The 22913-nt window shown below is 43.7% G+C and carries 11 protein-coding genes and 1 riboswitch; of the genes, 1 reads left to right on the forward strand and 10 read right to left on the reverse strand.

The window, feature by feature from the left end:
* Positions 1 to 54 precede the first annotated feature (54 nt).
* Together DOZ58_RS09710 and DOZ58_RS09715 are read right to left on the reverse strand one after the other, a co-directional pair.
* On the reverse strand, positions 55 to 2208 hold the full coding sequence (locus DOZ58_RS09710; protein ID WP_242988467.1) for a hypothetical protein: 2154 nt from the start codon (positions 2206 to 2208) through the stop codon (positions 55 to 57).
* 14 nt (positions 2209 to 2222) lie between these two features.
* Positions 2223 to 3467, reverse strand: a complete 1245-nt coding sequence (locus DOZ58_RS09715) for a DUF4430 domain-containing protein (RefSeq protein WP_242988468.1) — start codon at positions 3465 to 3467, stop codon at positions 2223 to 2225.
* A 237-nt stretch (positions 3468 to 3704) separates the two neighbouring features.
* Positions 3705 to 3837: riboswitch (cobalamin riboswitch) on the reverse strand.
* Positions 3838 to 4190: 353 nt separating this feature from the next.
* Between DOZ58_RS09715 and DOZ58_RS09720 the strand changes: the two genes are divergently transcribed.
* Positions 4191 to 4499, forward strand: coding sequence for a hypothetical protein (locus DOZ58_RS09720; RefSeq protein WP_162624492.1), 309 nt, complete (start codon positions 4191 to 4193; stop codon positions 4497 to 4499).
* A 220-nt stretch (positions 4500 to 4719) separates the two neighbouring features.
* Here DOZ58_RS09720 and DOZ58_RS18920 read toward each other — a convergent pair whose 3' ends face one another.
* The 8 genes from DOZ58_RS18920 to metK form a co-directional block, all read right to left on the reverse strand.
* Positions 4720 to 10230 (reverse strand): DUF4430 domain-containing protein, encoded by a 5511-nt coding sequence (locus DOZ58_RS18920; RefSeq protein ID WP_242988469.1) that lies wholly within the window; start codon positions 10228 to 10230, stop codon positions 4720 to 4722.
* A gap of 96 nt (positions 10231 to 10326) precedes the next feature.
* On the reverse strand, positions 10327 to 10878 hold the full coding sequence (locus tag DOZ58_RS09730) for a hypothetical protein (protein ID WP_111888100.1): 552 nt from the start codon (positions 10876 to 10878) through the stop codon (positions 10327 to 10329).
* Between the two features lie 522 nt (positions 10879 to 11400).
* On the reverse strand, positions 11401 to 11649 hold the full coding sequence (locus tag DOZ58_RS09735) for a hypothetical protein (protein ID WP_111888101.1): 249 nt from the start codon (positions 11647 to 11649) through the stop codon (positions 11401 to 11403).
* Between the two features lie 1027 nt (positions 11650 to 12676).
* Positions 12677 to 18184 (reverse strand): DUF4430 domain-containing protein, encoded by a 5508-nt coding sequence (locus DOZ58_RS18925; protein WP_242988470.1) that lies wholly within the window; start codon positions 18182 to 18184, stop codon positions 12677 to 12679.
* A 105-nt stretch (positions 18185 to 18289) separates the two neighbouring features.
* Positions 18290 to 18985 (reverse strand): hypothetical protein, encoded by a 696-nt coding sequence (locus tag DOZ58_RS09755; RefSeq protein WP_111888103.1) that lies wholly within the window; start codon positions 18983 to 18985, stop codon positions 18290 to 18292.
* 465 nt (positions 18986 to 19450) lie between these two features.
* Positions 19451 to 20143: a CpXC domain-containing protein gene (locus tag DOZ58_RS09760; RefSeq protein ID WP_111888104.1), complete on the reverse strand. Its 693-nt coding sequence runs from the start codon at positions 20141 to 20143 to the stop codon at positions 19451 to 19453.
* A 452-nt stretch (positions 20144 to 20595) separates the two neighbouring features.
* Complete coding sequence (locus DOZ58_RS09765) at positions 20596 to 21477, reverse strand: leucine-rich repeat domain-containing protein (protein ID WP_111888105.1); 882 nt, start codon at positions 21475 to 21477, stop codon at positions 20596 to 20598.
* Positions 21478 to 21666: 189 nt separating this feature from the next.
* The gene (metK, locus tag DOZ58_RS09770; protein ID WP_111888106.1) at positions 21667 to 22899 is read right to left on the reverse strand and encodes a methionine adenosyltransferase; all 1233 of its coding nucleotides are present in this window, start codon (positions 22897 to 22899) and stop codon (positions 21667 to 21669) included.
* Positions 22900 to 22913: the final 14 nt, after the last annotated feature.

A 22913-nucleotide genomic window follows, 5' to 3' on the forward strand; every position in this document is an offset into this window, starting at 1 on the left:
CTAATGCTCACCTCCTTGATTTATGCTGGCATTATAACCCAGTTTACCTTAACATCAGTTGTTGTTGATAAAGGCTAAGTCATTGGTTCCTGTTTCTACCGCCGGAGGTGTTTCACCTTTTGGCACCACCACAATTTTGATGCCCTCCAGTCGGTAACCAAAACCGGCGGTTCCGGCACTATCACCATTTTTAGCCCAGTTTAACCAGCCAGAATTTTGCGCATGAACACGGTAGTACACGTCAAATTTATCGGCATCGGCTCCGGTTAGTTTTATGTCAATGGCTTCCAGGCGTAATCCCTGTCCTTTGGTACCACTCATGTCGCCATTGGCTTTCCATGCGTCTTCCCAGCCGATGTTTTCAATATGGGTTTTGTACTCAATACCCAGGTCTGCATCACCTTGTAGTTTTACCTCAATGCCTTCTAAGCGAAGCGAACGGCCAGCGGTACCACTCATCTTTCCATTGGCTTTAAACTCTTTTTCCCAACCATCATTTTGAATATGGGTTCGATACAAACAATTGACGGTCGGAACCGTTGGTTCAACGGGGTCGGTGGGATCTTCCGTTGCTTCAACCTTCGCTTTAACCGCATTATACTTTGTCATATCAATGTTGCTTTTCTGACTCGCCGTTAAATCGAGCGAACCAAGTACTGCATCCACCGCATCCAAGCCTTGCTGAGCTGCTGCCTTGTTGGCTGCCGTGATTGCAGAGGCCTCTGGCAGGGACCAAATGGCGTCATTCACCTTAACGGTAGAATTGCTGACATCGGTACAGTCAAAAAGCTTATTCTGATTCCGATAAGCTCGCACAATGGCTTCATAACCCCTGGCGATCTGACCTTCATCGGCAGAGAAGGATTTATTTATGTCAGTCAACTGATCCAACATGGTGTAACCATTCTTTATAAACTCTGCTTGAAAAATATCAACATTTCCGGTTCCTAACATGATAAAACTTTGGGCATTGGACCAGGCATTATTATATTCAATACCACTGTAAAAGAGACCCGTGTAACCTTGAATCCTGGTGAAATAAGGAATAAGCACCGTTTCCATTGCCTGTTTTACATCGTAAAACTCATCGCCAACCTTGGCATTGGGATCATAAAATGGTGCAATCGGTTGAAACTCCATGATATACATATCAACTAATGGATCGCTGTGTGAAACTGACCCCGCTAACGCATTAGCTGCCAGTTCGTGAATATAGTCATGGTCACGGTCCGGCAAGTAATTATAAGAATCAATGGCAAATTCACTGACCTGTTTAACAAAATACCCATCGGATGGGTTCTTGCCATTGGTCAGCATTTCAATCAGATTATAGCCGCCAACATTTCTGGCATCATAACCCATGGCGGTGATTGCCAGGGCATCCTTGGCTACCTCATTGGCATCAAAGCCTTCGTTTAAAGGCTTGCCTTGAGCATCTTTTTTGTCTGATTTCTGATATTTCTGCACAAAGGCATCATAACATTCGGCATAAAAGCCACTGTGTGGCGTATAATCGGCCCGGGCTGCCGTAAAGATCAACCATGAGCCATAGGCCTGGGTTGTTGTTCCAAATACCGCATCCTGTCCCGATACCGTAGACGGCAAGCGGTAAACCAGTGAATCCTGAATCAATTTTTCAGCCGAACTGATCAATGCTTCCTGTTTAGCGCCATCAGGTACCGTTGTGTTGCCATTATAGCTAAGCGAAGGCATGTTGGCTTCAAAATCTTTCCCAGCTAAGGGTGTTCGTTCTTCTTCGTACCAGTAGGTCAATTGATAGTTACCAGCCAGTGCTTCGTCATACTCAATGAGGTACTGATTCAAAAGTGCCGGAATAGCGCCACTAAAATCATAAGCTTTTGATTCCAGCCCACTAAACATCAGTGGATTTTGGATTGTACTTTCCGGGTACATCGGGACCAGTTTGGCCTGACTTTTATCAATAATTGCCTGACTCGCACTGGTACCATCTGCCGCCACTAACTTAGTCGTGTAGCTGGCTAGCAGGAATTCATCATAATTCTCATTGATTCCCTGAGCCGGAACCACCTTGTTTTCGATGGTGTAGACCACCTTCACCGCAATGGCTGTTTTGTTATCGGCGGCTTTGACCGGCATCATCCACCCTAGGGCAGACACCAAAACTAAAATCAGCAAACCGGCCATTAGCCAGCTTTTTCTTTTAACGTCTTTTAACAAGCTTTTCATTTTTTCACCTTTCATTACTTAGTTATAAATGCATTACCCGCAGTGCCCTCAGCCGCCACTGGTGCCGGTGCACCATGGGATACTACCTGTATTTTTATACCTTCCAGTCGGTAACCAAAACCTGCCGTTCCGGCACTCTCACCGTTTTTAGCATAACCCATCCAACCCACATTCTGGGCATGCACCTGATAATAAACATCAAATTGATCGGCATCAGCGCCAGTCAATTGAATATCAATGGCTTCCAGACGTAAACCCTGTTTTTCTGTGCCACTCATTTGCCCATTGCTTTTCCATTGCTCTTCCCAGCCCAGATTTTCAATGTGGGTCTTGTATTCCACACCAAGGTCATACTCGGCATTTTCTTCCAGGTTTATCTCAATCCCTTCCAGCCGCAGTGATTCGCCAATCGTTCCGCTTACCTCCCCGTTTTTCCTTAGCGTTTGCCATCCCTCATTTTGTACATGAGTCCGATAACTAGCGTTAACACTAAAGGCGGCAACGGCATTGTTAAGTTCTGCGGTTGCGACATTTATTTCGTTTTGTGATGCAACCATGTTTGTCGATACTGCAATGGCATTGTCATAGGCCGTTTTTATGATATCATTACTTAAATAAATTTCTTTCATCTCGGTGTTAACGATAGCAACTGCTTTTAAAAGGGCATCCTTATTACCGATTATCACCTTCGGTTCCGGTGAGCCCCATTCATAACCAGTCAGATCAGCTCCATAGCCCCAGTAACTAAAAGCAATCCGGACAACATCGCCGTCTTTAACCACATAATCGCCCATACCGACATCCGGACTGAGGTTATTGACTAAATACATCCATCCTCCCTGTTGACTGTAAGAGGTGGTCCCTAATGCATTATCCGTGCCAGCATTTCCAAAGGCTTTGGCTGTTGCGGTATCACCACCGCCAAGCTTTTCGACAATATAATTGGGGATCACCACCGATTCTACTCCGGCATCAGTTCCTTTAATACCATTGATGTAAACCTTACTCCCGATAATGTTGTCAGGCCCAGCCAATCGTGAAACCAGATCAAAGACGGTTTCACCTTCTGTAAAGTTGATCTTAACCGGTTCGATGAAAAATCCCTGGCCAATCGTTGACCGCTCCATATCAATAACAACCGAACCACCGGCATTGCCGCTTTCCACCTCGTTAACCGCTGCCATAACCGACAAGGGTGTGAACATCCCTAAAACCAATAGAATAGCCAAAACCCCATTTGATTTCTTAAACATTTTCATTTCGCTTTTTCTCCTTCTTTTTAAATGATTATCAAACCGTTGACTCAAGCTTTGTTCCCTCTCTATCCCTCCTTGTTCCAAACTGTACTAATTACAATAACTGATTTTTATCTTAATGATATAAGCGAAAAATCAACAAAAAAAGAACTTCCATCCAAGTCAAAAAATGACCTGTGATCGAAGTTCCAGTAGTTGCTGTAGAACTTTTTGTTGCTCAACCGCCTTAATTGCGAAGGTCGATTGCTGTTGCTAAAGAATAGGTTCCCGGCTTATGCTTTTGGCAATTACGGTAGCGCATCTGTTCGGGATTTTCACCCGGATTCCCCTGAAGCAAACAAAAAGGCCTTGCCTGCTTAAGCCTAATGGAATAATGTGATTGACTAACACCATTCCCGGCATTCTTTATGACATGATTAAATTTTACACCACTGATTGTATAACAAACAGCTTTGCATCTTATTATATAAAGCTTATCATCTGCTGTATGAAATTGCAATATTTTTTATTAACAATTGCTTCATTTTAAAATATCATCACTCGAAAATAATTGGTGTCGTTTTGAGTTTATAATCCTCAAATAACTATTTTAATTTTTGACAAACTAAGGTATAATAATATAAATTAAAATGATCTGCAAGATGAACTCGACATATCCGATCGTTGAAAGGGGAATTTATGACTAACGAAGAGACTCGACATATCCGATCGTTGAAAGGGGAATTTATGACTAACGAAGAGACTCGACATATCCGATCGTTGAAAGGGGAATTTATGACTAACGAAGAGTTTCAAACCATTGTGCTAAAAAAGTTTGATACCATGGAGGGTCGCTTTGATACCTTGGAATCTGATTTAACTAGTGTCAAAACTAAGTTAGATGCTGTCGCCGATCAGGTTGCTGTTTTAACCGAATTCAAAACTGATACCGAGCAATATTTCACCGACACCAAAGAGACGCTTAATTTCATTTTACACAAAGAATTGCTAAATGAAAAAGAAGTGTTTTTACTGAGAAAAAAGCAAGCTCAATAAAATGATAGCATAAAAGAGCAGCCAACACGCTGCTCTTTTTTTATTTAAGTACTACCGAACGGACCGGTTTTACAATTGTTTTTCTGGTCGCCATTGAAGCCTCCCATTTTCTTTTTTTTATACAAAAAAAGAACTCCTATTTATATTTTGGGATGAAGGCTAAGCCTCCATCCCGTAGGGGTCTGTGTTTGTTTACTGCCTTAACTGATTCGTTTATTACTCAGTTTTTAACCAGAAACGCGGTCTCAATGCTTCCTTCTTCTGGTGTCGGTGCGGCTTGTCCTTTGGGTACCACAATCACGTGAATACCTTCCAGGCGGTAGCCAAATCCTGCTGTTCCGGCGTCTTCACCGTTTTTGGCAAAGGCCATCCAGCCGGTATTTTGAGCATGCACCTGATAATAAACATCGTAGTTTTCGGCAGCGGCTCCGGTTAGTTCAATCCGGATCGCTTCCAGTCGCAGGGCTTTCCCTTCGGTACCGCTCATGATGCCATCGGCTTTCCAGCTGTCTTCCCAGCCGATATTTTCGATATGGGTTTCGTAGCGAATGCCCATGTCGACGTCAGCGGTATCGGCTCGCTTAATTTCGATCCCTTCCAACCGCAGAGATTGTCCCTGGGTTCCACTCATGGCACCGTTATTCTTCCAGTCCTGCCAGCCCACATTCTGAACATGGGTGCGGTAACTGAAATCAACGGTGGGGATCTCAACAGCCTTTGTTGCCACGACGCCAAACTCGGAGAAGGCATTGACTTTAAAGAGCAGTGATTTTCCATCGGCGGACAGGATTGGGGTAATCCATTCCACGGTGCCGTCGGTTTTCTTATGATAAATCTTATAGCTGTCATAACCCTGCTGGTCATCGCCTAACGGCATCGTCAGGGTGACAAAGCTGTCGGGATTGTTATTAAATTCAGCCAACGCTTCGTCACTCATATCTGGCTTGATGCTGTAGAGGCTGACGACCTTGGCATCTTTGATGCCGGCTTCTGTAGCTGCCTTTTCCGCTTCGTCGGTCTTGTCGGCGTCGCCGCTTTCGGGTTCAACCTTCAGGCCAACGCCTTCAGGGAGACCAACCACTTCAATACCGGTGGCTTCATCTTTTGCCGGTGGCGTTGCCGCTTCCAGCTCGGCAATCCGAGCTTCAGCCACAGCTAACGCATCCAGGTTGGAGACCAACGCTTTTTGAATGTCGGTCAGTTTGTTATAGGCAGTGCGAGCTGCCACCACATCAGCCTTGCTGCCCAGGGCCAGTTTGTCGCCAGATGGCAATCCACTAATCTGTCCGCTGACAGCTTTAGCCGCGGCCTTGTCGGCTTCGGTGGCTTCGCCAGCCAGCAGCTTGGCCATTTGTGTTTCGACGGCCGTCAATGTACTAAGATTCGTGACCAGCTTTTTCTGGGCTTCGCTTAACGCGTCATAGACAGCCCGGGCGGCAGCAACCGCATCTTTGTCGGTCAGTGCCAGCTTATCCACTGCTGGCAAAGCGGCAATCTGATCACTAACAGCCTTGGCAGCAACCTTATCGGCGGCGGTCTGAAGCTCGGTGATCTTGGCTTCAGCGGCTGTCAGGGTGCCAAGGTTGGTCACCAGTGCTTTCTGGGCCGTTGTCAACGCATCATAGGCGGTCCGAGCGGCGGTGACAGCGGCTTTATCAGTTAAGGTCAACTTGGCCACTGCCGGTAGTGCAGCGATCTGATCAGTAACAACCTTGGCCAGCTTAGCATCATTTGCCGGATCTCCTGGTTTATAGTCGGCAATGGCTTTGTTCAGGGCGGTGGTTGCGTCGTTAATCGGTTTTATTTTTGCAGTCATATCCTGTACAATAGTCATGGCTGCTTCATAAGCTTCACTGATGGCCGCGTCACTTAGGTAGGCGGTATTGCCATTGACCTTGGCCAATGCTTTAAGAAGGGAATCTCGATTTTCAGGAGTAAAGCTCATTTCGTAAGTAACATTATTTCCGTCAGTACCTTTTCCCGTTACATCCGCCCCGGTTCCCCAATAGGTAAAGGCCAAACGAAGTACATCTCCATTTTTTAAGGTGCTACCTTTCATCCCAACACTTGGGGAACTATTATTGACAAAATACATCCAGCCAGAATAATCGCTATAATCTTTTTCACCAAGGGTGTTGCCTGATTGCGTTTTCCCATGCGATTTAGCTGCATTGGTATCGCCGGCATTTAACTCATCGATTATATACTTCGGTATGGAGACAGCACCAGAATCCGCACCTTTAATTGCTGCAAGATATCCGGGATCATTACCGATAACCATATTCTCGGCACCTAACAACTTCTCAACGGCATCCCAGGCAGTATCGCCCTGCTTAATAGTTAGGGTTTGAGGTTCAATATAGAAGCCCTGCCCGATAGTGAAGCGCTCAATGGTTACAGTAATCGTGCATTCCGGTGTTAGGGCAATGATTTTTGCTTCTGCTGCTTCCAGCTGGCTGAGGTTCGTAACTAAATTTCTCTGATAAGTGGTAAGTGATGTATAAGCTGCTCTGGCCGCATCAACAGTTGCTTTTTGACTATAGCTTAAAATGCTACCCAATGCGTTAATCTTTTCAATCACTGCATTAGCAGCCTTCTGATCGGCACTAATTTCTCCTGCCCCTTCCAATGCTTTAATTTTCGCTTCACTATCAGTCAATTTTTGAAGTGTTGTCGCACTGATAAGCAGCTTTTGACTTTCCGTCAAGAGATCATAGGCACTTCTTACTCCCATAACCGCCGTTTTATGATCAATGGTGATCGATTCCAGTGAAGGTAAGGCATTAATCAAAATCGTTACTTCCCCGGCAATGTCACTATCATCCAGAATTAAGCTGCGGTTTGTGACAAGTTTTTTCTGGGTATCGTTAAGGGCATAATAGGCCAACCTGGTCGGCTTTTTTGCATCTGAAGTTGCACCTGTCGGCAACGCACTTATTAAACCAATGACATAATCTGCCTGAACCTGATCACTGCCAATAGTTACATCTGGTTTGATGGTTGAGTCAACTAATGCAAGAGCATTTTTTAAGGCATAGTAGGATTCACCTAAACCAGTTACAATATTTTCGCCAACACTTTGGGCGGCTGTTTTTGTGGCCGTTAATTTTTCTTTTAGATTGTCCTTTTTTAATCCATCATCTGCAGAAGCAAGTGCTGTCTCCGCCTGTGCAACCAGTTGATCGACCTCTTCTCGTGTCAAAGCGGCCCGCTGCCAGACACTGCTGCCGTTATAAACGTCACCTAACGCAATAATATATTGAGTGCTATTAAGACCGACAAACTCATCTCTCTCTAGATAAGTTAGGGCACTCTTATCGCCATTTGCCCATAGCGCTCCGTTAATATCTAATCCCGAGGCCGCCAAACCAGATACCACACAAGAATGAGTTAAAATATTATAGTTCGTATACTGTGGATTTTGGAAAGCACCATTATAGTCCCCTTCAGTTTCCTGGTAATTCTTAATATCACGAACTGCTGAAACGATTTTAGCTTCGACTCCCGGGACATCGTTATGGCTGGCCAATGCAATCAAGGCCCACCCCCGCATATCCAGATCAAAACTGCTACTGGCCGCCTCCGAAGCTACTTTATTTATGAGTATATCCTGTTTGTTGTATTGAGCCCCGGCAGCATCAAGGGCCATCAAGGCCCAGATATTGCTCCCCCACGGACCAAAACTGCCGCCTTCCCCTTGCTCTCCTAAGAGCTTTTCGACATAGTTAATACCATGGTAATTATACGGGTTTTCGCCGCTGAGTACCAGCTCCAAAATAATCGCACCATAACTGGTTGCTGATGTGGAGTTGTGGGTTTCGACATTATAGGCATATTTCCTGTTCAGATCGCCATTGGCTGCCGCATATGCAAAAACATCCCAATAAGTATTGGTCAGTTGATCTCCTTGACTTGCTTCAAAATTCTTTATGGATTTATCCAGTAACGTTTTTGCCCGCTGTTTAGTATCGTCTGAAACAGTTTCTTTAACCAGGGGAAATTCGAAATAGTAAGCATTGCTAAAGGAAACTCCATCGGAAGTTGCGTCGACCGTAACGATTAACTCCTGTGTGTCAGCACCCACGGTGATTGTATTATTATTTAATACTGTTGTATCGGTAACATCGAGTTCCGTCCAGTTTTTGGAAATTGCCGAAATCTTCGCTCCCTCTGTTAGCGTAAATGTAAAACTTATGTCCTCACTGCCTGTTGAGGTTACCAGATAGCGAGACAAGTCACTTTTAAATGATTGATCCAAGGTCGCATTAGTGATTTCTACCCCTTCCATATTGGCTCCACCTTGCGTCCACTTAATATAGATATCATGGAGCTCTTCTTTTGTTTCATCCCCATTAGCCGGAGTAATACTAATCGAAATAGGCGTTTCTTCGTTTAATACGTCAGGATCAAGGTAAAGAAGATAGCTCCCGCCAACTTTTTGTGTAGCGCCATTAATCCCAATGATAGCGTTCGTATCAGTTGGCAAAACTTTCGCACACAAGTATTGATCCGTGGTTTTTAAATCAATATAGTTTTTCCCATTTTCTTCATAAATCTTATGTTCTTTAAAAACTTCACCGGGTTTATTTGTATTTGGTGCCAGCGCCCGATATAATTGAATCGGCTCTTTTAGTGAAACATCTTCGCCAGGTGTTACCAAGTAGGTATTATCACCTTCACGCATTAATAAAATCACTCGGGTTGAATAATTGATTGGTATATTATAAGATGAAGATGGTCGTACTTCACCATCACTTCTACTTCTAATCTGTAAGATATTCAGTCCCTGATTTAATACCAGCTCCTGACTAATGCCCGTTCCGTTACCATCAACACGAGACCATGCTCCCCCATTAATAGAGACATAATTACTATTCTGTTGATAAAACTCACTTAAATACTCTCCACTTTCAACATAGGGATAGGTTGTCGTGACTAATCCACGTTTTAAAGATAAACGAATGGATCTAATCTCATCCGGCAACTGATTTTCCAAATTGATTCCAGCATAACTATCCGCTTTCACGTACTGATAGTCATCTTCGAGTACCGCCTTTGTTTCCCCATTATAGAGCGTAATATCTTGATAATCGATTTTTCGATCAGAACTATGTGATGCTGGAGAAATACCCGTTCCGTTATCATTTAAGATTAAATAGTAGACCTCGCTTTCATTGTTATCTGTGACAGTTATTTTAAAGCAGGTCATTCCATAATGAACGCTAAGAAAATTATCAGGACTTGGCACTGGACCAGTTGTAATAAAAGGGTTTTCCGGCTCAATAGGCGTTGCCCCTAAAGCTATGCCTGCCCCCGTATAACCCATGGTATAATCAATCGCCAGATTCTTTTCATTCAGATTATTTGGATCAGACAAATCACTAATTTCTACGGTTGCAGTGGGCGATTTTCGTTCACCGGCAATAAACAGATAACAATTTTTAGTATTATCTTTTATATCTGCATAATAAATGTTATGTTCACCATCCAGCAATTGGGGCTGAAAATACGTCGTTCTGAACGCGCTAATTTTTTGGTACATATTGAAATCAGTGTAAGGCATCGCTGATTTCTTTGTAGTTCCAATGGTTAAACTTTTTAGCTCTGATGAATAAACAACCGGGGCGCTATCATCCAACTCCTCGGCATGAATCATTTGAGGAATTACTCCCCCTAATATAAACAATAATAAAAATACCGAAAAAAAGACTATATACTTCTTTGTTTTCATTCACTTTTCTCCTAAAATAATTAATAGCTTATACTTAAAAACAGGCTATATAAAAACTTATATAACCTGTTCGTTTTTTTACACAGTTAATTCATTCTACCAAGTAGTTTCAACATATTTATAATCCCAAACAATCGTATCATCATCATCTAAAACAACATTGCTAGCGTAAAGATTGCTTTCCGAACCATTGATATACAATACCCAGCTATAACCATGCCAATAAGACTGACCTGGTGTCCCGCTATAATATGATTCAACTTCGCTCATTGGTGTATAAAAAAACTCGTTTACATAATATCCTGTGCCTACAGAATCATAACCATATGTCATTCCGTCGAGTGACTGAGATCCCATTGCATCATAATAAGCTGAGATGGTTGCATCAAAAGCTGTTGGCGTTCCAGAATTGGGATAATTTGCTGGAAGTGGTGCTAAAACCGCAGCTGTATCATCAACAGTTACTGACATATCTTCCAGTGATGAATCAATGGGCACACCATCTTCACAAAAAGAAACCTTCACAGTTACCGGAGTAGCTGCTTTTACCACATTCATTCCCGGCAATACCACCATCGCTAATGTCAGCAACGTCGCTAGTACCAACATCATCAACTTATTCTTTTGCAAACTTAAACTTTTAAACATTTTAATCCTCCATAAATTTTGAAATTTTGCTTAAACAGCAATTTGAATCTTGACATCACTGTCAATAGAGGGTAAGCTAAATTATAATTATCTAATGTGACTTGTTGTCACCCACCTCGGGAATCTGTCAATTCCTGAGGTTTTTTATTTGCCCTCGTTGCCAAAAACCATCGTTGAACCGGTGCTCCTGCAGTCAATTGGCCGGTTCCTCCAATCGGATAAGACTGCAGCTCTGCTCTTCCTGCTTTTTCACACGCGCCCCCTTTCTGTTTGTTAACCAAACCATGAAGCCCAATGCTTCACATCTATTCTCAAGGTGTAGCTACCTGGAGTATCTTTTTAAGAGGTTGTACTATTTAGTTTTCAATGATCATTTATTTTTCTTTATCTTAATGTGATAACCAAAAGCCTTCTTATTGATTTTGTAGATCTTTTTTAAGTTCTTTTGATTTCACCGTAAGCATCATTTTGTAGTGTTTGTGGATTTTTATTAAGCTGTATCCGCTTTGTCGCTCATAAGGTTTAGACAATCCGCAGCTTATCAATCCCCGCGCCCCAGCCCTCGTCAATCTGGTACAGTCCTTCCGCTTCTTCAAATTGATGGCGGAGGAGGCTTTTTTTGAGCAGATACTCATAGTCTCGGGTCGGGGTGGTAACAAAGATGGGTTTGGGGGAGCTGCTGAGCAGCCCAAAGTTAAGCTCTCCTGCTTTGCCTTTTATGGAATCAAACAGGGCTTTATGGACCCGGATTGGCGGTTTTGCGTTTTTCATTTTCAGGGTAATATCATCCTTGATCTTGTGGCCCAGATAGGTAACGATCTTATCATTGAGGCCAGCACTGAAAACAGGACGGACAGGTTTTTACAATTGTTTTTCTGGTCGCCATTGGAACCTCCAATTTTCTGTTTTTTATACAAAAAAAGAACTCCCATCAAAGCCAAAAAAGGCCTTAGACAGAAGTTCCAGTGTTGCTGTAGAACTTTTATGATCTGATCCACTCTGCGTTGAATCGTATCTGTCGATAAAGCTTGAGTTCCCGACTGATGCCTTGCGGCAATCACGGTAGCGCATCTGCTTGGGAATTTCACCCGATTCCTCGCGGTAAAAACATCACTGTTTTTACCATAGCCAATATAATTCGGCGACTTTATCATCTCATAATATTTAATTTATTGTTGCTCGTATCTTAATCTCATTTAAGTTACAAGGCAATTTTAACATTCGGTTTTAAAAATTGCAACCGTTTTTCGTTAATTTTTTCATTTCTGGTTTTCCACCGTAAACCCATTTTCCCGGCAATAGCGATCTACCTGGGAGCCTTTTTTACACACCACCGTTGTATCCAGACGATTAAAGAACCCACTACCCAGTATCTCAGGATCACCCTCAAAAACCGCCCGGTGCAGAAAATCCTCAATGGTTAGTTGCTCATGTCACGGATCAGTTCCAGTATTTCTCTATTCAATTTTATCTTTTACTCATTTAAATCTTAGTTTTTATTGTACCTGATCTGGTTTTAAGATGCTACAAATTTTTGGACAACGATAAAATTGATCACCTGCGGTTAATCCATAGACAAAAAAAGCAACGGCACAGGTGACTACCCCTGTACCGCTGCCCGGCTTAGTGTTACAAACGTTTTGCCGTGTTAAAAAGAAAGAAGGATTTTATCTAAAAAGTCAGCCAGTCGATACCAGACGGTTCCTTTTTAAACCATTTTATATTTTGGGATGAAGGCTAAGCCTCCATCCCGTAGGGGTCTGTGTTTGTTTACTGCTTTAACTGATTCGTTTATTACTCAGTTTTTAACCAGAAAAGCGGTCTCAATGCTTCCGTCTTCAGGTGTCGGTGCAGCTTGACCTTTGGGTACCACAATCACGTGAATCCCTTCCAGGCGATAGCCAAATCCTGCTGTTCCGGCATCTTCACCGTTTTTGGCAAAGGCCATCCAACCAGTGTTCTGAGCATGAACCTGATAATAGACATCATAGTTTTCAGCATCGGCTCCGGTTAATTCAATCCGGATCGCTTCCAGTCTTAATGACCGGCCTTCAGTACCACTCATGATGCCGTCAGCTTTCCATGAATCTTCCCAGCCGATATTTTCTATGTGGGTTTCGTAACGAATCCCGAGATCCACGTCAGCAGTATCGGTCCGTTTGATTTCGATCCCTTCCAATCGTAACGATCGACCCTGGGTTCCACTCATAGCCCCATTATTTTTCCAATCCTGCCAGCCTACATTCTGGACATGAGTGCGGTAGCTGAAATCAACGGTGGGGATTTCAGTTGGTGCTTCTGTTCCCACTACGCCAAATTCCGAGAAAGCACTCACTTTAAAGATCAGCGATTTCCCATCGGCAGACAGGGTTGGGGTAATCCATTCCACCGTGCCGTCAGTTTTTTTGTGATAGATTTTGTAACTGTTATACCCCTGTTGATCATCCCCCAACGGCAGTGTCAAGGTCACAAAACTTTCCGGATCGTTATTAAATTTGGCCAGATCTTCGTCACTCATATCCGGCTTGATGCTATAGAGACTGACGATTTTAGCATCTTTGATATCCGCTTCTTTCGCCGCTTTTTTAGCTGCTTCCGTTTTGTCGGTATCATTTGTTTCGGGTTCAACCTTCAGACCAACGCCTTTGGGTAATCCGACCGCTTCAATGCCGGTCGCTTCGTCTTTTACCGGCGGAGTAGCCTTTTCTAACTCGGCTAATTTCGCTTCGGCAGCAACCAAAGTATCCAAGTTTGTAATCAGAGATTTTTGAATATCCGATAAAGCATTATAAGCAACACGAACAGCAACCACATCAGCCTTGCTGCCCAGGGCCAGTTTGTCGCCAGATGGCAATCCACTAATCTGTCCGCTGACAGCTTTAGCCGCGGCCTTGTCGGCTTCGGTGGCTTCGCCAGCCAGCAGCTTGGCCATTTGTGTTTCGACGGCCGTCAATGTACTAAGATTCGTGACCAGCTTTTTCTGGGCTTCGCTTAACGCGTCATAGACAGCCCGGGCGGCAGCAACCGCATCTTTGTCGGTCAGTGCCAGCTTATCCACTGCCGGTAAAGCGGCAATCTGATCACTAACAGCCTTGGCAGCAACCTTATCGGCGGCGGTCTGAAGCTCGGTGATCTTGGTTTCGGCGGCAGTTAAGCTACTCAGGTTGCTAACCAACGCTTTCTGAGCGCTCGTTAATGCATCATAAGCAGTTCGAGCAGCTACTACCGCAGCTTTATCAGTCAGTGCCAGTTTAGTTATTGCCGGCAATCCGGCGATCTGATCGCTGACTGCTTTGGCCAGTTTGGCATCATTAGCTGTGTCTCCACCTGGTTTATATGCAGATATGGCTTTATTTAAATTAGTGGTAGCGTTATTGGTGACACTCGGCGACGAAGTCATGTCCTGCACTACCGTCATGGCGGTTTCATAGGCTTCACTGATCGCTGCATCACTTAAGTACGCGGAATTTCCGTTAACCTTGGCAATGGCTTCAAGCAGACCGTCTTTATTGGCCGGTGTAAAACTCATTTTAATCGGAGTCCGATCTATTCCACTTCCGATATAGCCACTTCCGGTTAAATCAGCACCGGTTGCCCAATAGGTAAAGGCTAATCGCAACACATCACCATCGTTTAATTTTTTTTGATCCATACCCACGTTAGGTGTATTATTATTGACAAAGTACATCCAACCGGAATAAGAGCTATAGTCAAATTCTTCCAGGTCACTGCCAGTGTATTTCTGTCCATAGGCATTGGCAACACTGCTGTCTCCAGCGTTTAATTCTTTTACAATGTACGAAGGAATGGTAGCCGTTCCGGTATCAGCACCTTTAATTCCGGCAAGATAACCCACGTTGCCAAGCAGATTCCCGCTACCCAACAACTTTTCAATGGCTGTTCTCGCCGTATCACCTTCTTTAATTGACAGGGTCGTTGGTTTCACATAAAAACCCTGGCCAATGGTGAAACGTTCCACGTCAACCGTAATCGTAATCGCTTTGGGCTCTTCAGTTTCACCACCTGGCTCTTCACCTGTTCCAGCATTTTTAAGGACCGTTATTTGATCTTCAAGGTCTTTCAGTTTCGCCAAATTGGTGACCAATTTTTGTGGATCAGGCAAAAGGTTATTATAAGCATTTCGGGCGGCTACAACAGCCGCTTCATCCGTAAGTTTTAACTGATCCTTTGCCGGCAAAGCATCGATTTGATCGCTTACCACCTTGGCTGCAATCTCATCAGCCGATAGACTTTTAGTAATTCCGAAGGTTGAAAAAGAATTGACTTTAAAGATTAACGATTTGCTATCATCTGAGATAATCGGGGTTATCCATTCGGTGGTACTATTAGCTTTCTGATGGTATACCCGATAATTGGTCGCTCCTTGCTGTCCATCAGGTATCGGCAAGATAATGGTCACATAGGTATCTGTTGAGTTATTAAAGGTTTCCAGATCTGCAGGACTCATATCTGGTTTGATATCGTACAAAGTTACGATTTCGATATTTTTTAACCCTTCTTTTTCGGCTGCGTCTGCTGCTGCTTTTTTCAGATCGACATCACTAATTTTATCTGTTATGGTCAATGCCGTTACAGTATTTGGTAAACCAACGACTTCAATGCCAGTGGCATCATTTTTTATACTTGATTCTTTTAACAATTCTATAATTTTTGCTTCCCGCGCTGCCAAGTCGCTTAAGTTCGTTACCAGTTCCTGCGCTTGCGAACTCGTTAATGCTTTATAAGCTGCGCGAACTGCCATAACATCAGCTTTATCGCTGGCTTTCAGATCGTCTTTCGCAGGCAAGTTATTAATTAAATCAACAATACCCAAAGCCGTTATTCTTTCCTGATTCACCTTGCCAATTGAAGCTTTTTTTACATCACTCAAAGCCTCATAAGCATCTTTTGCAGCCTTGATATCATCAGTACTACTCGTACTAGTTAGTGCATTCAGCAAATCATTTACCGGTTTGGTGGCCCCGACAATATCACTGGTATCAAAGATCTGGTTGCGACCTTCATACTGGCGAATGACGGCGGTAAAACCCCGAGTGAGCTGGGTGATTTCATAAGTCAATCCACCATAATTCTTGTTGTCAAAATCGATGAAATTAAATTGCGAATCCAGAACCGTGTTGCCGTTTTGAATGAAATGGTCATCAAACACGTTCATATTAAAACAACCCAAGGCAATCATCATCTGGGCATTGTTATAGGCATTTAAGTCATAACCGGTAGTGGTAAAGGAGCCGTCTCCATTTTGAAGGATTGGATTGTCACCACCCACGCGGTTATACATCAGGTTTTCAATCGCTGCCTTTAAATCCGTATTATCATTCATGTAAAAACCGTAATACTGGATAAACATGGCGTTATCCCCATTTGTAAGACTGCTGTCTTGCCATCCGTTAATATACGCTGCACCATTTTGCGCGATGGTTGCAAAATCAACGATGGGATTCTCCGTTGTAACTGGATAGCCCCCACCAACTAGGGCAAGAATGGCGGTCTCTTTTTGCAGTATCAAGCTATTGTTCAGATACGACTTATCTGAAATGATCTTAATCAGGTCATAGTCTTCAATATCCCGGGCATCATAACCGGCAGCGGTGATGGCCAGCACCAGCTTGGTCCAGGCGGTCACCTTCATATCGGTTGCCTCTAGGCCGCCTTCCTTAAGGGTATGAAGGCTGGTTTTGACATTGGCAAACCACTTGTCATAGAACGCGGTATCCCCACCGGGGACATAATCGCCCCGGGCTGCAGAGAACATGGCCCAAAAATCCTGCATGAATTCTTTGTCACCAACCGGACTGTCATTCACAGTAAGCGGCGTTAAATAGGCACTGCCATCGCCGATATATTTCTCAAAGATGATGGTGTTGGCTTCCTTGGCTTTGGCAATTTGCGCATCCTGTTCGGTTTTATTTGGACCGGCGGCACCGTTATCCACAATTCTTGCTTGACCAGTAACAGCGCCATCAAAAACAAAGGTATAGCCATCAGTACTGGCTGCTTCTGTTTCACCAACGGTAATGGTAGGCTGAGTATTATATTCTACTGTAACATCCCGCCAACCCAAATTCTGCATGCTCTTAAATACGGCGCTTTTGATATCGTTGGTTGGATCAAAGTTTATGGTAATTTTATATTTTTCTACCAATGCTTTTTCCGCTTCGCTCAGTCCTGCAAACTCCATCCCGGTTACTTTGGCGGTCAAATCACTGCCGTCATTCCATATTTTTTCTTCAAAGGTTGGTTTAACGGACAACCTTTTAACAGCGGTTCGTATATCTAAATACGGGTATCCATCATTCGTTTCTGGTGAAATATTCCATATTTTATCAAAATCCCATCCAGAAAACGTGGATTGATCTTTTAGCTCTGCCGTTGTCTTACCAATAACCTTCTCTGGCGTATCTTTATATGCCACATCACTTCCAAATACAACTGCCGGTGTCAAGTTTTCGCTGTTATAGTACGATACCCCTTGTCCAGTTCCTGATGAATACACCGCTAAGCCAATTGCAACCCTCCCCTTTGTTGCCGTTGGTTTGGCAAAATCTGAATTTGTTACTTTACCCAGTGAATAGCATTTATTTAAATCCCCTTGACCACTTGCATAGAATTGGTAAAGCGAGACCCCTTGTGTTCTGCCTTGATATGCTTCGATTTCTTCAGGTGTTCCATCTAATGTATAATTGATGCTGCTAATGGAGTTTTCAATTATTTCTCCCCCAGCACCGTTTGAGCCAGTAATACCAGCTACTGTTATTGTTTTTGTATTGGCGGCAGCTATTTTTATGTTACCTTCTACCTTAACATACTCAATTCTTCCATAATTGGCATCACATAACGGTGAACGCGCTGCCGTTGTTTCTGTTTTTGTTGTCCCATCATTAACAAGCACGTTGAGGTCTTTTATGATCCCATAGTTTCTTGGAATAATCGAACGTTGAGCAACAACTTCCAGATTATTTAATGTGATTTTATGCCCTAGCCCATCGAAAGTACCGTTGAAATTGCTATTATTGCTATTTATAATACTTAACTCATTACCTTCTTCGATTTGAATATCTGCTGTTAAAACTACAGTTTCATTAAGGTAACCGGTTGAACCGGTAGCTGCCAGATCGGCCCGGAAGCTTTCCAATTGCGCCAATGTGCTAATCGTGTAAACCCCATCTGTTTTAGTCAGACTGGGGGTATAGTCTGCTGCAAAAGCAGTTAGTGGAAATATCAATCCAATAATCAGTAATAAACCTAATAAAATTCCGTAATGTTTGAAGCTTTTCCCTTCCATTCGTGTTCTCCTCTTTATTTTATTAAATCCCCGGAATTAACCGGGGCTTTACATTAAGCATTTTTGCTAAAACAATTTATCCTAACACAGTTTTTTATAACTGGTTTAGAATGCGCTGACTGCTACCCAAGGGCCATTCGCATCCAAAGCAGTAGGTGCTAATACATAAGCCGTTCCACCCAAATCAGCACTGCCAAACATGGTAAAGTCAAGCTCAATATTATCGCCATTCGTTAAAGCGGTATCAATACCATAATTGGCATAGTTATCATTATTCAGTTCAACCATCCAACCGGAATTATAATTATAATCTTTTTCGGTTAAATAATCGGTGGTTGCAACGGTGTTAGTCCAAAAATGATTGCCGATAAAAGCCGGTGCAGTAATGTTGTCAACATTGCCTTTGAAGGCATAGTCTACATTATCTGGCGAAATCGCATCATAGCTGGCAGTACCATTGTCATCAAAGAATTTATTGGTGGAAGAATGTCCATCGATTTCCACGGCTTTAACATAATAGCCATATTGTGTTTGTACAATATCCACATCAACGCCGGTGGCAACTTCTGCCGCTTCAATGGCATCTTTTAAGGTTGGATTGTCTTTGTTAACAGTAACCGCTTGGGCATTAACCAATGTCCCCCCGTCCATTACTGCAGTCTTAATTGTAACGGTGGCATTTACTGGCGTAGCGGCTTTAACTACCCCCATTCCTGGTAATGCTAGCATTGCTGCTGTCAATAACGCGGCTGAACCCACCATCACTGCCTTGTTTCTCATCCAACTAATACTTTTACTCATTTTAATCCTCCATAAATTTTGCTTAAACAGCAATTTGAATCTTGACATCACTATCAATAGAGGGTAAACTAAATTATAATTATCTAATGTGACTTGTTGTCACCCACCTCGGGAATCTCCCAATTCCTGAGGTTTTTTATTTGCCCTCGTTACCAAAAACCAATTTTTGAACCGATTCTGCTGCAGTCAATTGGCCGGTTCCTCCAATCGGATAAGACTGCAGTTCTGCTCATCCTGCTTTTTCACACGCGCCCCCTTTCTGTTTGTTAACCAAACCATGAAGCCCAATGCTTCACATCTATTCTCAAGGTGTGTAGCCACCTGGAGCATCTTTTTTAAGAGCGTTTGACTTTTTTAGTTTTCAATGATTTTTCTGTCTATTTAATTGAATACGCTGTCACATTTGATGCGATCAGTTATTTTTGATTTTATGCCAACACAGTCAACCCTTGTTTTTTAGTTAATTCAGGCAATCAGCACCTTGTCAATCCCGGCGGCCCAGCCTTCATCGACTAGATACAGCCCCTCGGCTTCTTCAAATTGTTGCCGGATGGGACTTTTTTTAAGCAGGTATTCATAATCCCGGGTCGGCGTGGTCACAAAGATCGGTTTTGGTGAGGTACTCAGCAAGCCAAAGTTAATTTCCCCTTCTTTCCCTCTAATGGAATCAAACAGGGCTTTGTTTATCCGGATCGGTGGTTTAGCTGTTTTCATCTTTAAGGTGACATCATCCTTAATTTTATAACCCAGATAGGTAATAATCTTGTCATTAAGACCGGCACTGAAAATATGGATTTTTTCAATCAGATCCATCATATCGTGGACCACCCGAATGCGGTAGGTGGGGAAGAGCTCCCGAGTCTCGGCAATCTGATCTTCAGTTATTCGACTTTTGCTGATCCGTTCGTCTTCATCTCTGGCGTCCTCGTCCAACTCCAGAAAAATAATGTACTCCTTTTCCATTTCCTTATAGGCCATGGAATAAGGGCTTCTAAAGTGATGCGTACAGGATGGGCAGGTAAAATCAAAAATCCTCCCCCAAATGACCTCGTCTCTTAATGCAGTGTCTAGAGTAGCATTAATTACCTCATAGGCTTCAGTATTAAAAAATGCGCCACAGGACGGACAGGTTTTTACAATTGTTTTTCTGGTCGCCATTGAAACCTCCAATTTTCTGTTTTTTATACAAAAAAAGAACTCCCATCAAAGCCAAAAAAGGCCTTAGACAGAAGTTCCAGTGTTGCTGTAGAACTTTTATGATCTGATCCACTCTGCGTTGAATCGTATCTGTCGATAAAGCTTGAGTTCCCGACTGATGCCTTGCGGCAATCACGGTAGCGCATCTGCTTGGGAATTTCACCCGATTCCTCGCGGTAAAAATATCACTGTTTTTACCATAGCCGATATGATTCGGCGGCTTTATCATCTCATAATATTTAGTTTATTGTTGCTCGTATCTTAATCTCATTTAAGTTACAAGGCAATTTTAACATTCGGTTTTAAAAATTGCAACCGTTTTTTAATTCTTTTTTGTAATCTCGGTTGAATCAAACTGGCAATTGATCTGTTCGCGGGCAATCACGGATCGACATGACGTTACAATTTTTACTTCAACTTACATCGCTTTGGTTTTCCACCGTAAACCCATTTTCCCGGCAATAGCGATCTACCCGGGAGCCTTTTTTACACACCACCGTTGTATCCAGACGATTAAAGATCCCACTACCCAGTATCTCCGGATCACCCTCAAAAACCGCCCAGTGCAAATTGTCACAGCCATGAAAAGCCCATTTATCAATCTGTTTGACGCTTTTGGGGATTGTGATTTCCCGCAATCCCAGACAGCGCAAAAAGGCCCCTTCTTCCAGCACTTCCAGTTGTTCATTTAGCTTAAGCGACGTTAAACCACTACGATAAAAGGCTTCCCGACCAATTCGCAGTAGCCCCTCCGGAAAGCAAGCACTTTTAAGACTATCGCAATAGCAGAAGCTGCGAAAGCCGATTTCACGGCACTGTTCAGGAATTCTTATTTCCTCCAGGCTCTCGCATTCCAGAAAGGCACTGTCGCCAATCGCTTCGATCTGATCATGAAGGCTGATGGCTTTCATCCCACGACATTGCTTAAAGGTTTTAGGTTCAATGCGTTTAACCGTTGGCGGAATGATAATAGTTTTTAGGCGACAACAATTATAAAAAGCACCTTTGCCAATCCGCCTAAGCTTAGCAGGTAAATTGATGGTATTTAACATCGTACACCCCCGAAACGCCTCATCACCAATATAGGCAATGTTTTCGGATAGAACAATGCGCTTAACCTTGGTAATGTTTTTAAATGCCCCATAAGCGATTCTGGTATAGGCATCGCCCACCCGTATTTCTTTGCCCTTTAATTTTTTTACATCCTGTTCACTAAAGGTCTGACGTTTTACCTCATCGTGATCAGCCCGCCATACTTGGGTTTGCTGCGGATATGCTGCCTGTGTTCGTTCCAACTAATCACTCCTTTCGGTCTCATCTCTTGGCTGATTATAATATTTCTATTGTACCTGATCTGCTTTTAAGATGCCATAAATTTTTGGGCAACGGTGAAAATTGATTACCTGCGGTTAATCCATAGACTAAAAAAGCAACAGCCCAGTAAACCCACCCTGCACCGTTACTCTTTAAAATTAAAAGCTACTTTACTCATTCCCCAACAAACATTCTACCCGATCCAGTTCTTCCCAGGCAAAGCCCTCATCTTCTCTACCGAAGTGACCATAGGCGGCAGTTTTTAAAAACTGCGGGCGCTTTAGCTTCAGGGTTTTGATCATGTTATTAACCGAAAAGGAAAAACGGTCTCTGACCCGACTTTCAATAATGGCCCGGTCGATGTGTTCAGTACCGAAGGTGTTAATGCCAATGGCTTCCGGCTCGGGCAGGCCGATGGCATAGGCCAGGGACACCTCACAGCGGTCAGCCAGACCGGCAGCGACAATATTTTTGGCCATGTACCGGGCCATATAGGCACCAGTGCGGTCCACCTTGGTGGGATCTTTCCCTGAGAAAGCCCCGCCGCCGTGCTTGCCCACCCCGCCGTAGGTATCGACCATTATTTTTCGGCCGGTCAGGCCGGTGTCCCCCAGTGGACCGCCAATAACAAAACGGCCGGTGGGATTGATGTGAATTCTGGTGGTCGGGGTCAGCCACTTTTCGTCAATGACCGGACGGATCACCCGGTTTAAGATAACTGCTTCAATCTCGCTTTCGCTAGTCCCGTCCTGATGCTGAGCTGAGATGACAACGCTAGTGATGGTAAGGGGCCGCCCTTTTTCGTCGTATTTCATCGTAACCTGAGTTTTTCCATCGGGATAAAGCCAGACAACCTGGCCGGTTTTTCTGATTTCGCCAAGCCGCCGGGCCAGCTTACTAGCCAGATCCATAGTCAACGGTAAATAGTTGGCCGTTTCATTGCTGGCATAGCCATACATAATGCCCTGATCGCCAGCTCCTAAACCTTTTATCTGGCCATCTACTACCACTTCTTGTTTAACCCAGCGGCAGCCTCGGCTGGCGGGTACCCATCGGGCCGGTTCGTGCGTGGTAAACTGTTCCACCCCTCTGGCAATGTCGGACGATTGGTGATTAAGATTAGTCAGCACCAGACAGGTTTTAAAATCCAGCCCTTTTATTTCATTATCATAGCCGATGCCCTGAACGATCTCTCTGGCGATTTCGACCACATCCAGTTCCACCCGGGCCGATATTTCTCCGGCAATCATAATAGTATTTTTAGATACCATGGTTTCCACTGCCACCCGGGCGTCCGGGTCCTGTTCCAGATACCGATCCAGGATGCCGTCTGAGATTTGATCACAGAGTTTATCCGGATGGCCCTCAGTCACTGATTCGGATGTGACCAGGTATTCATTCAATTAGTTCGCCTCCT

Origin of the sequence: Acetobacterium sp. KB-1 (assembly GCF_003260995.1) — a bacterium.
Lineage (GTDB): Bacteria > Bacillota > Clostridia > Eubacteriales > Eubacteriaceae > Acetobacterium > Acetobacterium carbinolicum.

Excerpts from the sequence above, each read along its gene's own strand:
- DOZ58_RS09710 (WP_242988467.1), bottom strand. The coding sequence starts at position 2,208 with ATGAAAAGCTTGTTAAAAGACGTTAAAAGAAAAAGCTGGCTAATGGCC.
- DOZ58_RS09715 (WP_242988468.1), bottom strand. The coding sequence starts at position 3,467 with ATGAAAATGTTTAAGAAATCAAATGGGGTTTTGGCTATTCTATTGGTT.
- DOZ58_RS09720 (WP_162624492.1), top strand. The coding sequence starts at position 4,191 with ATGACTAACGAAGAGACTCGACATATCCGATCGTTGAAAGGGGAATTT.
- DOZ58_RS18920 (WP_242988469.1), bottom strand. The coding sequence starts at position 10,230 with ATGAAAACAAAGAAGTATATAGTCTTTTTTTCGGTATTTTTATTATTG.
- DOZ58_RS09730 (WP_111888100.1), bottom strand. The coding sequence starts at position 10,878 with ATGTTTAAAAGTTTAAGTTTGCAAAAGAATAAGTTGATGATGTTGGTA.
- DOZ58_RS09735 (WP_111888101.1), bottom strand. The coding sequence starts at position 11,649 with ATGAAAAACGCAAAACCGCCAATCCGGGTCCATAAAGCCCTGTTTGAT.
- DOZ58_RS18925 (WP_242988470.1), bottom strand. The coding sequence starts at position 18,184 with ATGGAAGGGAAAAGCTTCAAACATTACGGAATTTTATTAGGTTTATTA.
- DOZ58_RS09755 (WP_111888103.1), bottom strand. The coding sequence starts at position 18,985 with ATGAGTAAAAGTATTAGTTGGATGAGAAACAAGGCAGTGATGGTGGGT.
- DOZ58_RS09760 (WP_111888104.1), bottom strand. The coding sequence starts at position 20,143 with ATGGCGACCAGAAAAACAATTGTAAAAACCTGTCCGTCCTGTGGCGCA.